This window comes from Amycolatopsis sp. NPDC049688 (assembly GCF_040674975.1).
In the GTDB taxonomy this organism is placed as follows: Bacteria; Actinomycetota; Actinomycetes; order Mycobacteriales; family Pseudonocardiaceae; genus Amycolatopsis.
In genome coordinates this window covers 44785-59472 of sequence record NZ_JBFANY010000006.1, presented here as the reverse complement: position 1 = coordinate 59472, position 14688 = coordinate 44785, and the positions used below count along the sequence as shown (strand labels likewise).

Here is a 14688-nt window from a genome sequence, read left to right as displayed (position 1 = left end):
TAAATGGAGGCAGTGATGACCCGTCCCGCAGGGGCACTCGCCCTGGTCGCCGCCGTGGCCGGCGCCCTGGTGGCGGTGGTGCTCGGATTCCTCACCTTCGGCGCGCAGGCCACCGTCGCGCCCGACGGCGTCCCGGTCGCCGTGGCCGCGCCCCCGGAGATCGCGCAGCGCATCGCCGCGCACGGCGGCGGCCAGCTGGCCTGGACCGTCGCGTCCCCGGCCGAGGCGCGGCAGCTGCTGGAGGACAAGAAGGTCTACGGCGTGCTGGAACTCGCGCCGGGACCGGCCGCGACGGTCGTGACGTCCGGCGCGGTCAACCCCGCCGGCACCCAGGTCGCTCAGCAGGCGCTGACCGGCGCCGCGACCGCGCTGGCGGGCCCGCCGAAGCAGGAGGTGCTGCACCCGGTGGGCCTCGCGGGCCGGGTCGCGCCGCTGGCCGCGAGCGCGCTGGCCTGGATCGGCGCGCTCATCGCGGGCCTGGCGCTGACCCAGCTCGCGCGGCGGACGGGCCGCACGATCGGGGCCGGCGCGCGGTTCCTGCAGGTCGTCGGCGCCGGCGTGCTGATCACGGCGGTGGTGGCCGGGTTCTTCGCGCTGTGGGACTCGACGCTGCCGCTGACCGCGGACGTCCTCGGCTTCGTCTTCCTCGCCGCCACGGCGTTCGCGGCGCTGCAGGCGGGGCTGCTGCGGCTGCTCGGCCTACGGGCGATGGCCGTCCTCGCGCCGCTGTACCTGGTCGCGCCCGCGGTGGCCGGGCAGGTGCCGGAGCTGCTGAACCCGGCCTACCGCGCGCTGCTGTGGTCGTGGACGCCGTTCCGGTTCTCCACCGAAGGCCTGCGCAGCCTGCTGCAGGGCGTGCCGGACGCGCCCGACGTCACGACCGCGCTGTGGGTGCTCGGCGCCCTGCTCGCCGCGGGCCTGCTGGTGGCGCTGTGGCCGGGCCGGTCAGCCCGCCAGGAGGCTGAACCGCACCTTGCGGACGGGGTTGTCGAGGTTGGTGTCCACTAGGCAGATCGACTGCCAGGTGCCCAGCGCCAGGACACCGCCGAGCACCGGGATGGTCGCGTAGGGCGGCACCAGCGCCGGGAGCACGTGGTCACGGCCGTGACCCGGGCTTCCGTGCCGGTGCCGCCAGCGGCCGTCGCGGGGGAGCAGCTCGTCGAGCGCGGTCAGCAGGTCCTCGTCGCTGCCGGCGCCGGTCTCCAGGATGGCCAGTCCGGCGGTGGCGTGCGGGACCCAGACGTGCAGCAGCCCGTCGGTCGCGTCGGCGTCGCGGAGGAAGGCTTCGGCCTCGTGGGTGAGGTCGTGGACGACGGCGGTGCTGCCGGTGCGGACCTCGATCTCGGTGGAGTACATATCTCCCAGCCTAAGCTCAGGAATCGAGGTAGCGCAGCACCGCGAGCACCCGGCGATTGTCCCCTTCGGACGGTGGGAGGCCGAGCTTGCCGAAGATCGACGTCACGTACTTCTCCACCGATCCGGCCGAGAGGAACAGCTTCGCGGCGATCGCGGAGTTCGACCGGCCCTCCGCCATCAGGCCCAGGACCTCGCGTTCACGGGGGGTGAGGCCGTCGAGAGCGTCGGTCTGGCGCGTCGCCGAGAAGAGCTGGCTGACGACTTCGGGGTCGAGCACCGTTTCGCCGTCCGAGACCCGGCGCAGCGCGTCGAGGAAGTCCGACACCTCGGCGACGCGGTCCTTCAGCAGGTAGCCGACGCCGCCCGCGCGGTCGGCCAGCAGCTGGGCCGCGTACTTCGTTTCGACGTACTGGGAGAACAGCAGCACCGCGCAGCCCGGGAGCTCGCGCCGCAGGGCGATCGCCGCCCGCAGGCCCTCGTCGGTGTGCGTCGGCGGCATCCGGATGTCCACAATGGACACGTCGGGAGTGTGGCTGCCGACCGCGGCCCGCAGCGCTTCGGCGTCCTTGACCGCGGCGACGACCTCGTGGCCGCGGAAGGTCAGCAGTTCGACGAGACCCTGGCGCAGGATGGTGGAGTCCTCCGCGATGACGATCCGCATGTCGCGACCCTAGCGGGGCAGCGGCACCCGCGCGGTCACTTCGGTCGGACCGCCCGCCGGGCTGGTGACGGTCAGCTCGCCGTCGACCGTCCGCAGCCGTTCGGCGACGCCGGCCAGCCCGCCGCCCGCGACGAGCCGGGCGCCGCCGCGGCCGCGGTCGGACACGCGCAGCCACAGGACGTCCCGCTCCTCGGTGACCTGGACCAGCGTCGTCCCGCCGTGCTTGGCGGCGTTCGTGAGCAGCTCGGCGGCGCTGAAGTAGACGATGGTTTCCAGCGACGGCGGCGGCCGGCGCGGCAGGTCCACCGCGACCCGCGCGTCGATCCCGCTCGTGGCGACCAGGGTGGCGAGGGCGACGTCGAGACCCGCGTCCAGGGCGGCGGGGTGGATGCCGCGGGCGAGGTCGCGCAGCTCGGTCAACGCCTGCTTCGCGTTCGTGTGCGCCGCCGTGACCAGCGCTTTCACCTCGGGGAGGTCGACGTCGGCCAGCTCGTCCTTGGCCAGCCCGAGCTTCATGGCCAGCGCGACGAGCTGGGCCTGCGCCCCGTCGTGCAGGTCCCGTTCGATGCGCCGCAGCCGCAGGGCGGCGTCCTCGACGGCGGTCGCGCGGCTCGCCTCGAGGTCCCGCACCCGCTCGGACAGCACGCGTTCGCCGAGCAGCCCGACGACCAGCAGCCGGTCGAGCGCGACGAAGGCGTGCGTCACCCACGGAATCGCGATGAGCACCAGCAGCCCGGACGCCGACCAGGCCAGCGCGCCCGCCCAGTGGTCGGCTCGGATGCCGAAGGTCGGCAGCTGCCGTTCGCCGAGCGGGAACCAGAAGAGGCCGAAGCTGGTGGCGGCGAGGCCGTAGAGGGTCGCGCTCACAACGGTGGACAACCCGGCGAAGGTGAGGGGGAGGCGGAGCACGAGGTACCCGGCGGCGCGCCAGCCGGCGGCATCACCGACACGCGCCTTCACCCAGCTCCACAACCCGGGCTTGAGCTCGGGCCGCCCGGGGGCGGGCACGCTGACGCCGAGCAGGGCTTTCGCGAGCTTGCGGTGGGCAGCGCCGAGCCCGCGGGCGTAGAAGACGGCGCCGGCGAGGACGAGGAAGCCGAGGAGGACGGGGGTCAGCCAGAGGCCGACGGCCAGCACGGCGAGAAAGCTGAGCAGCGAGAACAACGTGAGCGGGCCGGCGAGGCACAGCCAGAGGTATTCGGCCCAGAAGTCGCGCGCGGCCACGGGGCCGAGGATGCGGCGGAGGGGGTGGGGGCTGGTCACGGGTTCAGTTTCGCCCGGCTGGGGCGGGCGGCCCATCCGGTTTTCCCCCGACCCGGCCCCGGGGGCGCCCCCCGTCTTCCACGCTACCGGCGGGCACCGACACTCCCGGCACCCGGACCGGCCGCATCGAACGGGTCATCCACAACCCGCAAGGCCTGTGGATGACCCGTCCCAGCCACCCCTCAAGGCGTGTCCGGGTCGTCCTCCCGGGCTCGCTGGGCCGCTTCCCGCATCTCGATGACGTCGGTGAGCCAGTCGCCCGTCTCCCTGGCGACGTCGCGGATCGCGCCCGTGATGATCGAGACGATGTTGCCGACGTGCGTTGCCGCTGATTCGGTGATCACCTGCAGGGTGTCCTTCTCGCGTTCGAACTGGCCCACCATGTCACCCTCACGCTGCTCGGAGCTGCCGGTCGGGCTCCACGGTAGTCGGCGAGGGGGACGAAGGCAGGGCCAGCTTCACGATCTTCTTCGCCACCGACCACAGCTGCCTGCGCAGCGGCCCCGTGTGGTACGGCAGGCCGTACTTCTCGCAGATCGCCCGCACCTCGCCCGCGATCTGCGGGTACCGGCGCGCCGGGATGTCCGGGAACAGGTGGTGCTCGATCTGGTGCGACAGGTTGCCGCTCAGGATGTGGAACAGGGGGCCGCCGGTGATGTTCGCCGAGCCCAGGATCTGGCGCAGGTACCACTGCCCGCGCGATTCCGACTCGGTCTCCTCTTCGGTGAAGCTTTCGACGTCCGCCGGGAAGTGGCCGCAGAAGATGATCGCGAACGCCCACAGGTTGCGGGTCAGGTTCGCCGTCGCGTTGCCGAGGAACGTCAGCGGCGCCAGCGGGCCGGTCAGCAGCGGGAACAGGACGTAGTCCTTGCCGATCTGCCGGGACGCCTTCCGCACGATGCGCCGCAGCACCGGCACGTTGTCCGCCCACGACCGGGTGCCCTTGACGACGTTCTCGACCTCGAGGTCGTGCAGCATCACGCCCCACTGGAAGAAGATCGCCAGCAGCGTCGCGTACACCGGGTTGCCCAGGTAGTACGGGTGCCAGTTCTGGGCGGTGTCCATCCGCAGGATGCCGTAGCCGACGTCGCGGTCCTTGTCGACGATGTTCGTGTACGTGTGGTGGATGTAGTTGTGCGAGTGCCGCCAGTTCTCCGCCGGCGCCACCGTGTCCCACTCGAACCGCTGCGAGCTCAGCGCCGGGTCGCGCGTCCAGTCGTACTGGCCGTGCATCACGTTGTGGCCGATCTCCATGTTGTCCAGGATCTTGGCCAGCGACAGCGCGCCGACGCCGGCCAGCCACGCCGGCGGGAAGAAGCCGGCGAACAGCAGCGCCCGCCCGGCGACCTCCAGGCCGCGCTGGGTCTTGATGACGTTGTGGATGTAGTCGACGTCCTCCTGGCCCAGGTCGTCGACGATCCGCTGCCGCAGCGCGTCGAGCTCGCGGCCGAACTCCTCGACCTGTTCCGGGGTCAGGCGGTCCTGCAGACCGGTCATGACAATCTCCTCTAAGCGTCGATCTCGACGTCCCCGACCGGGACGGAGATGCAGAGCTGGATTTCTTCGTCTTCGTCGCCGGACACCTCGCCGGTGCGGGCGTTGCGGACGCGCCCGGCCGTCTTGAGCTGGGTGCACGAGAAGCAGATGCCCATCCGGCAGCCGTGCTCCGGCGACAGCCCGGCCTCCTCGGCCTGCTCCAGCAACGGCTTGCCCGAGTTGGCGCACTCGCGGCCGCTGCGGCGGAACCGCACCCGGCCTTCCGCGGCCGCCGTGTCGAAGGTCAACGCCGGCGGCGTGAACTCCTCGGTGTGCACGCGTTCACCCAGCTCCTCGCGGACGGCGTCCATGAGCGGCTTCGGGCCGCAGACGAACGTCTCCGCGTCGCGGTACCACGGCGCGACCTGCGCCAGGTGCTCCGGCGAGAAGAACCCGTTGAGGTCGCCACCCTGCGAATGGGTGTAGGCGTGCACCACCCGCAGCCCGGGGTGCCGGGCGGCGAGCTCGGCCAGTTCCGTGCGGTACAGCGCGTCGGCCGGGCCGTTCGAGTACTGCACGAACACGATCTCGCCGGGGTGGCGCTCGTCGGCCAGGGTGCGCGCCATCGCCAGCACCGGCGTGATCCCGCTGCCGCCCGCGATCAGCAGGACGCGGTCCGGCCGCTCGGCGGGCAAGGTGAAGGCGCCGTCCGGAGTGGACAGATTGACGACCGCGCCGACGCCGATCGCGCGGTTCAGGTGCCCGGACACCAGGCCCTGCTCCTTGACCGTGAACTCCAGCTCGCCGTCGTACTGCGAACCGCACGGCGAATAGCAGCGCGTGCGCCGGACGCCGTCGATCTCCACCTGCAGGCGGACGTACTGGCCGGCGGTGAAGCCGGGCCACGCGCGGCTGGGCCGCACGGTGAGCGTGACGCTGTCGGGCGTCTGCTTGCGCACCGCCGTGACCAGCCCGCGGATCTCGCGGCGGACCAGCATCGGGTCCACGAGCTCCAGGTACCGGTCCATCCCGTGCGGCGTCAGCAGCGCCTCGGCCAGTGAGGCGAGACCGCGCACCCGCCGGGGGATGAGCGCCGTCATCGGGAACCTCCTCGATTACAGTGAACGGCTGTACACTGAATAGTGCACTGCAGGAGTGGACGCCCTGTCAACGCGAGACCCCGAGGATGTGACGTGAGCAACGCGGTGGACACCCGTACGCTGGAAGACGTGTCCGAACCACTGACGCCGGTGAGCCGCCAGGAGCGCAAACTGCGCACCCGCCAGGCGTTGCTGGACACCGCCCTCGAGCTGCTGGCCGATCGGCCCTTCGCCACGCTCTCCCTGCGCGAGGTCGCGAAGGGCGCCGGCATCGTCCCGACGGCCTTCTACCGGCACTTCGCCTCGATGGACGACCTGGGCGTCGCGCTCGTCGAAGAGGCGACGCGCACGCTGCGCGGGATGATCCGCTCCGCCCGCACGGATCCCGACACCTACCAGGGGATGATCAGCGCGTCGGTGACGACACTGCATCAATTCGTCCGGGCGCACGAGGACCATTTCCGGTTCCTGACCCGCGAGCGGTACGCCGGCGGCTCGCTCGCCGAGGCGATCGGCGTCGAACTGCGCCTGTTCTCCGGCGACCTCGCGATCGATCTCGCCCGGTTCCCGAAGCTGCGCGAGTGGAGCACCGAAGACCTGCACATGCTCGCCGACTTGATCGTTTCCGTGATGCTGACGACCATTGTCGAACTGCTGGAAGCCCGCCCAGGTCAGGACGCGAAGATCACCGGAACGGCGGAAAAACGGCTGCGTCTGGTGCTCCTCGGCGTGCCGCACTGGAAATCGGCCTGAACGTTTCACCCACGACGTTCGTATTTCCCGGCACAACCGGGAGACTTGCGACCCACGTCACTGGGGAGTGTCGGTCCGGCGTGGTACAACCCTCGGATCGTGCCTCGCCGATGAGGAGGTCGTGTGACGGACAGCGAACAGAGTCAGCAGCTCACCGTGGGTGTGGTGGCCGAGTCACGCCCCGGGGAGCGGCGGGTGGCCCTGGTGCCCAAACTGGTCGGGCGGCTCGTGCAGCGCGGGCTGCGCGTCGTCGTCGAGCCGGGCGCCGGCGCCGGTGCCCACCTGAGTGACGACGCGTACACCCAAGCGGGCGCCGAACTCGGCGACGCCTGGGGCGCGCCGATCGTCGTGAAGGTCAACCCGCCTTCGCCCGGGGAAGTCGCGAAACTGAGCCGGGGCGCCGTGCTCGTCGGCTTCCTCGATCCGCGCGGCAACCCGGAGGGGCTCGCCAAGCTCGAAGAGGCGGGCCTGCGCGCGTTCGCGATGGAGGCGATCCCGCGGATTTCCCGGGCCCAGGCGATGGACGCGCTGTCCTCGCAGGCGAGCATCGGCGGCTACCGCGCCGTGCTGCTCGCGGCGCAGAAGCTCCCGCGGTTCTTCCCGATGCTCACCACCGCGGCCGGCACCGTCCCGCCGGCGAAGGTGCTGGTGCTCGGCGCCGGCGTCGCCGGGCTGCAGGCGCTGGCCACGGCGAAGCGGCTCGGCGCGCAGACCACCGGCTACGACGTGCGGCCCGAGGTCGCCGAGCAGGTGAAGTCGCTGGGCGCGCAGTTCCTCGACCTCGGCATCGAAGCGGTCGGCGAAGGCGGGTACGCCCGCGAGCTGACGCCGGAGGAGCGCGAAGAACAACAGCGCCGGCTCACCGAAGCCATCACGAAGTTCGACGTCGTGATCACCACCGCGCTGGTCCCGGGCCGCAAGGCGCCGACGCTGGTCACCGCGGACGCCGTCAAGGGCATGCCGGCCGGGTCGGTCGTGGTCGACCTCGCGGGCGAGACCGGCGGCAACTGCGAGCTGACCAAGCCGGGCGAGGACATCGTGGAGCACGACGTCACCATCTCGTCCCCGCTGAACCTGCCCGCCGAAATGCCTTCGCACGCCAGCGAGCTGTACGCGCGCAACGTCGTCGAGCTGCTGGAGCTGCTCGTGACGAAGGAAGGCGCGCTGGAGCTGAACTTCGAAGACGAGATCGTCGCCGGTGCCTGCGTGGCCGGGCGCGAAGGGAGCCCGTCGTGAGTCCCCTGGTGCAGAACCTCGCGGTGCTCGTGCTCGCCGGGTTCGTCGGCTTCGCCGTCATCTCGAAGGTGCCCAACACCCTGCACACCCCGCTGATGTCCGGCACCAACGCCATCCACGGCATCGTGCTGCTGGGCGGGCTGGTCGTGCTCGGCCTCGGCGTCGACGGCGTGTTCAACAAGATCCTGCTGGTGATCGCCATCGCCTTCGGCACGATCAACGTCGTCGGCGGGTTCCTGGTCACCGACCGGATGCTGTCGATGTTCAAGGCCAAGAAGCCCGCGCCGGCCGATGAGGAGGAGACGAAGTGACCGACTTCATCGCGATCCTCTACATCATCGCGTTCGCCCTCTTCATCTACGGCCTGATGGGCCTCACCGGCCCGCGCACCGCCGTCCGCGGCAACTGGATCGCCGCCGTCGGCATGGGCATCGCCGTCGTCGCCACCTTGCTCACCCCCGGGATGGGCAACTGGGTGCTGATCGCGCTCGGCGTCGGGATCGGCGTCGTCGTCGGCGTCCCGTCGGCGCGCAGGGTCAAGATGACCGCGATGCCGCAGATGGTGGCGCTGTTCAACGGCGTCGGCGGTGGCGCGGTCGCGCTCATCGCGTGGGTCGAGTTCAACTCCACCGGCGGTTACGCGCACGAACCGGCGTACATCGCGATCGCGTCGCTGTTCGCCGCGATCATCGGCTCGATCTCCTTCTGGGGCTCGAACGTCGCCTTCGGCAAGCTCCAGGAGCTGATCAGCGGCCGCCCGATCACCCTCGGCAAGCTGCAGCAACCGGTCAACCTGCTGCTCCTGGCGATCGCGGTGGTCTGCGCGGTGCTCATCATCACCGGCGACGACAGCGAACTGCTGATCATCGGGCTGCTGGTCGCGGCGGGCATCCTCGGGCTCACCGTGGTGCTGCCGATCGGCGGCGCGGACATGCCGGTGGTGATCTCCCTGCTCAACGCGTTCACCGGCCTTTCGGCCGCGGCGATGGGCCTGGCGCTGGACAACACCGCGCTGATCGTGGCCGGCATGATCGTCGGCGCGTCCGGCTCGATCCTGACCAACCTGATGGCCAAGGCGATGAACCGGTCCATCCCGGCGATCGTCGCGGGCGGCTTCGGCGGCGGCCCGGCAGTGAGCGCGGGCAGCGGGACGAAGGAAGCGCGCCCGGTGCGTTCGACCAGCGCGGCCGACACCGCGATCCAGATGGCCTACGCCAGCAAGGTCGTGGTGGTGCCGGGCTACGGCATGGCCGTGGCCCAGGCGCAGCACACCGTCCGCGAGATGGCGAAGCTGCTGGAAAAGAAGGGCATCCAGGTCGCCTACGCGATCCACCCGGTGGCCGGCCGGATGCCGGGGCACATGAACGTGCTGCTCGCCGAGGCCGACGTGCCCTACGAGCAGCTCAAGGAGATGGACGAGATCAACTCCGAGTTCGCCCAGACCGACGTCGCGCTGGTGATCGGCGCGAACGACGTGACGAACCCGGCCGCGCAGACCGACCCGAGCTCGCCGATCTACGGGATGCCGATCCTCAAGGTCAACGAGAGCCGGTCCGTGATCGTCTTGAAACGCGGGATGAGCTCGGGCTTCGCCGGCATCGACAACGACCTGTTCTACGATCCGAAGACCAGCATGCTCTTCGGGGACGCCAAGTCGTCGGTGGGCGAGATCGTGGAGGAACTCAAGGCGCTATGACGACCGGGTCGGATGTGCGTGCGGCGTTCACGGATCCGGCCGAAAACCTCGCTTTCGACGAAGCGCTCCTCCGGGTTGCGCCCGGGTCACCCGTGCTGTGGCTCTGGCGCAACCCGGTTTGCGTCGTGGTGGGGCGCGGGCAGCGGATCGCGCGCGAGGTGCGCGTCGAGGAGTGCGTCCGTGACGGCGTCCCGGTGCTGCGGCGGGCCAGCGGCGGCGGCACGGTGTTCCACGACCCGGGCAACCTGAACGTGACGCTGGTCCTGCCCGGCCCGGCGGACCGGCCGCTGGAGGCGCTGGGCCAGGTGATGAGCGCCGCCGTCGACCAGCTCGGGCTGGTGCCGCGGATCGGCGACCGCGGGCTGTTCGTCGGCGACGCGAAGCTGTGCGGCTTCGCCGTGTTCCGCACGAAGACCGGCCTGCTGGCCCACTCGACGCTGTTGGTCGAGACCTCGGCCGGGCTCGTCGGCCGCTACCTGACCGGCGCGCCGGCGGACCCTCGGCCGCTCGACTCGCACCGCAGCCCGGTGGCGTCGCTGGCCGAGCACGGCCTGCGGCCCGGGTTCCCGGCGGTCGAGGCGGCGGTCCGCGCGGCGGCGTCGCAGCTGCTGGGGACGTTCGTGCCCCGGCCGCCGTCCGCGGCCGAGCTGGCGCGGCAGCGGGCGTTGCTGCACACCCGCTACCGCTACCCCTCCTGGCACGCCGACGGCGCCCAGCGCGCGGCCTGAGCCGTCTACAGTGGACTTACTCGGCCGCCGAGAACGTGACGGTCGGCACCTTCCGCGCGGCCGCCCGCGAAGTGGTCTTCGGCTCCGCGGCCTTCTTCGTGCGCGTGGTCTTCGCCGGTTCGGCCTTCGCTCTCACCGGCGCGGCCTTGGCCTGCGCGGTCTTCGCGACCTTGGCGGTTGCGGCCTTGGGCTTCGCGGCGGGCGGCGTCTTCTCGGCGCCGGGGACGATCCGCGGGCGGTTCTTGCGGCCGCCGGTGCGGCGCCCGGCGTCGGCGTAGCGCTGCAGGAGTTCGCGCAGCGCTTCGGCGTTGGCGGAGGAGAGGTCGATGTCGTAGCCGATGCCGTCCAGCCCGAACCCGACGGTCTCCGCCGCGGGCTCGCCGGTCAGATCATCCAGCACCTGCACAGCCGTGTTCCTGGCCACGACAAACCTCCCGTGCTTCGAACGTGTGATGTGTTCGCGTGCACCGGGCCGACGGCATCCGGTGCCGCCGAAAACTTGCAGCTTCCTGACGGAGGATAGCCGCTGGCTTGCGTGATCCCGCGTGGTGGTGTGCGCTGAACCCCATGGCTGGAGAGACTTTTGACGTAGTGGTGATCGGCGCGGGTCCGGTGGGGGAGGTGGCTGCCGAACGAGCGGCGCGCGGAGGCCTGAAGGTCGCCCTCGTCGAGCACGAACGCTTCGGCGGCGAGTGCTCCTACTGGGCCTGCATCCCGAGCAAGGCGTTGCTGCGGCCGGGAAATCTCCTCGCCGCGGCGAAGCGGGTACCCGGTGTGCCGGTCGGCGACCGGATCGACCCGGCGGCGGTGTTCGCCCGCCGTGACTGGTTCACCGGCAAGGGTGACGACTCGGGGCAGGTCGACTGGGCGCGCGGCGCGGGCATCGAGCCCATCCGCGGGCACGGCGAGATCACCGGCGAACGGGAGGTGACGGTCGGCGGCGACCGCGTGCTGACCGCGCGGCACGCGGTGATCGTCTGCACCGGCAGCGTGCCCAGCACCCCGCCGATCCCGGGGCTCGACACGATCCGGCCGTGGGGTTCGCGGGAAGCGACGTCGGCGTCTTCGGTGCCCGCGCGTCTTGGTGTCCTGGGCGGTGGCGTGGTCGGCGTCGAGATGGCGCAGGCGTTCGCTTCGCTGGGGTCGGAGGTCCACCTGGTGATCAGCGGCCCGCGGCCGCTGCCGCGCAACGCGTCGTTCGCGGGCGACCTCGTGCTGCAGGGGCTGCGGGACGCCGGTGTCGAGGTGCACACGGACTCGGGGGTTTCCTCGGTGGCCGGCGGCGACTCCGGGACGACGTTGACGCTGAAGGACGGCTCGACGCTCGTCGTCGACGAGTTCCTGGTGGCGACCGGCCGCCGCCCGGCGACCGCCGGGCTCGAACGGTTCGGCATCGAGCCCGGGCGGCCCCTGGAGGTCGACGACACGGGCCGCGTGTCCGCAGTGGACGGTGGCTGGCTGTTCGCGGCGGGTGACGTCACGGGCCGGGCCCCGCTCACCCACCAGGGCAAGTACGGCGCCCGCGCGGCGGGGGACACGGTGGCGGCGCTGGCCGCGGGCAAACCGGTGTCTTCCGAGGCGTGGAGCCCGTTCACGGCCACGGCCGACCACCACGCGGTGCCGCAGGTGGTGTTCACCGACCCGGAGGTGGCGGCGGTCGGCCTGGCGGACGCGCGGCCGGGGTCTGCCGACCGGGTCGTCGACATCGACATCGCGGTGGCCGGCTCGTCGCTGCACGCGGACGGGTACACGGGCAAGGCCCGGATGGTCGTCGACACCGAGCGGAACGTGCTCCTGGGTGTGACGTTCGTCGGCCAGGACGTCTCGGAGCTGCTGCATTCGGCGACGATCGCGATCGTTGGCGAGGTGCCCCTGGACCGGCTGTGGCACGCGGTGCCGTCGTTCCCGACGATCAGCGAGGTGTGGCTGCGGCTGCTGGAGGCGTACGGGCTCTGAGGGTCACTGCGCGGGCAGGTCGAGGGCGGCTTTCGCGGCCCTGACCAGGCCGGGATCGTCCGCAGTGGACGGTCCCGGCGCCCACACGGCCTGCACGACCCGCACGGAGCTGCCGTCGAGCTTGCTGGCGTAGGCGGCGTTCTCGAACCGCGGGGCGGGGGTGGCGCCCCACTGGCCGGTCTCGGAGGCGAGGTCGAGGACGCCCCCGCCCCCGGGCGTGTCGGCCACGGCCTTGAAGGCGGCGGCCTGCGCGGCATCCGGGAAGGCGACGATCCCGACGGTGACGGCCCCGGAGCGCCCGTCGATGGTGGCGGCGTAGCTGGCGCGTTGCACGCCTGAGCAGCTGGTTTGCTGAAGGCTGGCTTGGGCGTCGCCGAAGGCGTGCGAGGCACAGCCCTGATCCTTGGCGGCGGCGCGGAGGGCGAACTGAAGGCTCTGCGGCGGCTTCGGGGCGGCGCTGCGCGCGGTGGAGGGCGGCGGAGCGGAGCTGACGGGCGCGGCGGCGGTGCGCTCCCCGGTGGTGGCGACGACGATCGCGGCGACGGCGAGCAGGACGAGCACGGCAATGGCGCCCAGGGGAACCCACCGGACGGTCCTCGAGCTCGCGGCGGCGGGGACGGGGGCGGGTCGCGACCGGGGGTAGGGGGAGGGTTTGGCAGAGCCGGCCGACGGCAACGGGGGCTGCTGCGCGGCTTTGCCGGCGGGGCCGGGATCCGGCTCGGGGAATGCTGCCGCGGCCGCGGCAGCCTCGGCGGGGCCAGGGTCGGGCTCGGGTTGCCCGAGAGGTTCGGCGGCGGTCTTGGCCGGCTCGGCCTCGGCGGGCGGCGCGGGAGGTTCGGGGGTGGCCGGGCCGGGTTCGGTCGGTGATGCGGTGGTTCGGGGTGTGGTGTCGGGCGCGGTCTCGGCGGCGGAGGCTGCTGGTTCTTCGGGCGCCGGGGTGGCTGGGCTGGGTTCGGTCGGTGATGCGGTGGCTTGGGGCGAGGTGCCGGGCGAGGCTGCCGGTGCTTCGGGCGCGGGGGAGCCGCCGGCAGGTTCGGCGCCAGCAGCCCGCGGTGCCGAGGCTTCCGCCGCGGCCTCAGTGGGCGGCGCGGGAGATTCGGGCGTGGCTGAGCTGGGTTCGGTCGGTGATGCGGTGGCTTGGGGCGAATTGCCCGGCGCGGCCTCGCCGGGCGAGGCTGCCGGTGCTTCGGGCGCGGGGGAGCCGCTGGCAGGTTCGGCTTCAGCTGCCCGCGGTGCCGGGGCTTCCGGCTCGGCCTCGGCGGGCGGCGCGGGAGGTTCGTGCGTGGCCGGGCTGGGTTCGGTCCGAGATGCCGTGCCTTGGGGCGAGGCGCCGGGCGCTGCTGCCGGTGCTTCGGCCGCGGCGGATCCGCTGGCCGGTTCCGTTTCAGCCTGCGGCGCCGCGGAGGGTAGGGGCGCCGTGTATCCAGGGCCGGGGAAGACCGGAAGCGGTTCGTCCTCGGCCGGGGCCAGGACTTCGCCCTCAACGGCCGCAGCAGGCTCGGGGCTCTCCTCGGCAACAGGCTCGACCGCCGGCGTCTCGGTCCGCCAGTCACTCACCCCGCCCGAACCACCAGAGCCCGAAGCCCCAGCGGTGACCACCCCCGGCTCATCGTCCCAAAGGGACTCCGGCGGCGAGTCGTCCGTCAACCGGCTGAAGCCCTCGCCCAGCAGGACCTCGTCCGAAAACTCCGGGGCCGACGGCGCCAACCCGCGGATCAACGCCCGGACCTGGTCCACCGACCGGGGCCGGTGGGCCGTGGCCAGGGACACCGTGGCCGCCAGCATCGTCGTCGGGGTCGGGTGCAGGACGCGGACCGGGCCCGCCAGGTCCGCCGCCGGCTGGTCGACCGTCTCCACGTACGGTCCCACCGCGATGATCGTCCCCACCGGGGCCGTTCCGGGAACCAGCGCCGCGATGCGCCGCTCGCACGCCTGGGACAGGTCCAGGGCCTCCGTGGCCGGGTTGATCGCCTCGTCGTCGGTGACCAGGGGCCAGCCGTCCGCCTTCCACGGGGCTCCCAGCGGGGCCTCCAGCCGCAGGGCCGGGTCCGGCAGGTCCACGCCGATGACGATGATCACGCCGTGGGGCAGCAGGACCACCGCCTCGATCGGGCGCTCCGTCACCGAGCCGACACCGATCAACGCGATGCCGCCGATCATGGTGCTGCCGCGGCCCAGGGACGCCAGTGCCGCCCGGACGTCGTCGGCGACCCGGGACTGCTGCCGCTCCAGCCGCACCAGTCGCACCGAAAGCCCCTTTCCGCTCGTCGTTCCGGGTCAACACGCTAGCGCGCCCAGCGCAACGAACCGCGCGACACGGGGACGGCACGGCGCGGTGCCCTCCGAAAGTGGGGCGGCGGGTGACTTGTGGTGTTCATGTGGCCAAACGGCACGGTTGGGGTGCAGAATGTGCTACAACGCATCGGAGGCGGCATTCGGGAGCCGCGCTGAAGCCGTACCGCA

15 protein-coding genes are annotated in these 14688 nt (G+C 72.1%); 7 read left to right on the top strand and 8 right to left on the bottom strand.

Going from position 1 to position 14688, the window contains the following annotated elements; genetic code table 11:
- The first annotated feature begins 15 nt into the window (after window positions 1-15).
- On the top strand, window positions 16-1008 hold the full coding sequence (locus AB0J55_RS21400; protein WP_364250943.1) for an ABC transporter permease: 993 nt from the start codon (window positions 16-18) through the stop codon (window positions 1006-1008).
- Here AB0J55_RS21400 and AB0J55_RS21395 read toward each other — a convergent pair.
- The 6 genes from AB0J55_RS21395 to AB0J55_RS21370 form a co-directional block, all read right to left on the bottom strand.
- A complete protein-coding gene (locus AB0J55_RS21395) occupies window positions 946-1356 on the bottom strand; it encodes a secondary thiamine-phosphate synthase enzyme YjbQ (RefSeq protein ID WP_364250940.1) in 411 nt (136 codons plus the stop codon). The genes AB0J55_RS21400 and AB0J55_RS21395 overlap by 63 nt on opposite strands.
- Before the next feature lie 16 nt (window positions 1357-1372).
- On the bottom strand, window positions 1373-2017 hold the full coding sequence (locus AB0J55_RS21390; RefSeq protein WP_364250937.1) for a response regulator transcription factor: 645 nt from the start codon (window positions 2015-2017) through the stop codon (window positions 1373-1375).
- Window positions 2018-2026: 9 nt separating this feature from the next.
- Entirely contained in the window at window positions 2027-3316 is a 1290-nt protein-coding gene (locus tag AB0J55_RS21385) for a sensor domain-containing protein (protein WP_364250934.1), read from the bottom strand.
- A 146-nt stretch (window positions 3317-3462) separates the two neighbouring features.
- On the bottom strand, window positions 3463-3663 hold the full coding sequence (locus AB0J55_RS21380) for a hypothetical protein (protein WP_004560346.1): 201 nt from the start codon (window positions 3661-3663) through the stop codon (window positions 3463-3465).
- A gap of 7 nt (window positions 3664-3670) precedes the next feature.
- Complete coding sequence (locus tag AB0J55_RS21375; RefSeq protein ID WP_364250930.1) at window positions 3671-4777, bottom strand: acyl-CoA desaturase; 1107 nt, start codon at window positions 4775-4777, stop codon at window positions 3671-3673.
- An 11-nt stretch (window positions 4778-4788) separates the two neighbouring features.
- The gene (locus AB0J55_RS21370; RefSeq protein WP_364250927.1) at window positions 4789-5856 is read right to left on the bottom strand and encodes an FAD-binding oxidoreductase; all 1068 of its coding nucleotides are present in this window, start codon (window positions 5854-5856) and stop codon (window positions 4789-4791) included.
- A 93-nt stretch (window positions 5857-5949) separates the two neighbouring features.
- Between AB0J55_RS21370 and AB0J55_RS21365 the strand changes: the two genes are divergently transcribed.
- The 5 genes from AB0J55_RS21365 to AB0J55_RS21345 all read left to right on the top strand — a co-directional run bounded on the left by AB0J55_RS21365 (window position 5950) and on the right by AB0J55_RS21345 (window position 10269).
- On the top strand, window positions 5950-6609 hold the full coding sequence (locus tag AB0J55_RS21365) for a TetR family transcriptional regulator (protein WP_364250924.1): 660 nt from the start codon (window positions 5950-5952) through the stop codon (window positions 6607-6609).
- 123 nt (window positions 6610-6732) lie between these two features.
- Window positions 6733-7845, top strand: a complete 1113-nt coding sequence (locus AB0J55_RS21360) for a Re/Si-specific NAD(P)(+) transhydrogenase subunit alpha (RefSeq protein ID WP_364250921.1) — start codon at window positions 6733-6735, stop codon at window positions 7843-7845.
- 5 nt (window positions 7846-7850) lie between these two features.
- Complete coding sequence (locus tag AB0J55_RS21355) at window positions 7851-8156, top strand: NAD(P) transhydrogenase subunit alpha (RefSeq protein WP_033261827.1); 306 nt, start codon at window positions 7851-7853, stop codon at window positions 8154-8156.
- A complete protein-coding gene (locus tag AB0J55_RS21350) occupies window positions 8153-9541 on the top strand; it encodes an NAD(P)(+) transhydrogenase (Re/Si-specific) subunit beta (protein ID WP_364250918.1) in 1389 nt (462 codons plus the stop codon). Before AB0J55_RS21355 ends, AB0J55_RS21350 begins: the two co-directional genes overlap by 4 nt.
- Window positions 9538-10269: a lipoate--protein ligase family protein gene (locus AB0J55_RS21345; RefSeq protein WP_364250916.1), complete on the top strand. Its 732-nt coding sequence runs from the start codon at window positions 9538-9540 to the stop codon at window positions 10267-10269. Before AB0J55_RS21350 ends, AB0J55_RS21345 begins: the two co-directional genes overlap by 4 nt.
- A gap of 16 nt (window positions 10270-10285) precedes the next feature.
- Here the strand turns inward: AB0J55_RS21345 and AB0J55_RS21340 are convergent, their stop codons facing one another.
- Window positions 10286-10693, bottom strand: a complete 408-nt coding sequence (locus AB0J55_RS21340; RefSeq protein ID WP_364250913.1) for a histone-like nucleoid-structuring protein Lsr2 — start codon at window positions 10691-10693, stop codon at window positions 10286-10288.
- Between the two features lie 143 nt (window positions 10694-10836).
- On the opposite strand from AB0J55_RS21340, the gene AB0J55_RS21335 reads away from it, so the two are divergent.
- Window positions 10837-12225, top strand: a complete 1389-nt coding sequence (locus AB0J55_RS21335; protein WP_364250910.1) for an NAD(P)/FAD-dependent oxidoreductase — start codon at window positions 10837-10839, stop codon at window positions 12223-12225.
- Between the two features lie 3 nt (window positions 12226-12228).
- Here the strand turns inward: AB0J55_RS21335 and AB0J55_RS21330 are convergent, their stop codons facing one another.
- Window positions 12229-14472, bottom strand: a complete 2244-nt coding sequence (locus tag AB0J55_RS21330) for a hypothetical protein (protein ID WP_364250907.1) — start codon at window positions 14470-14472, stop codon at window positions 12229-12231.
- Window positions 14473-14688: the final 216 nt, after the last annotated feature.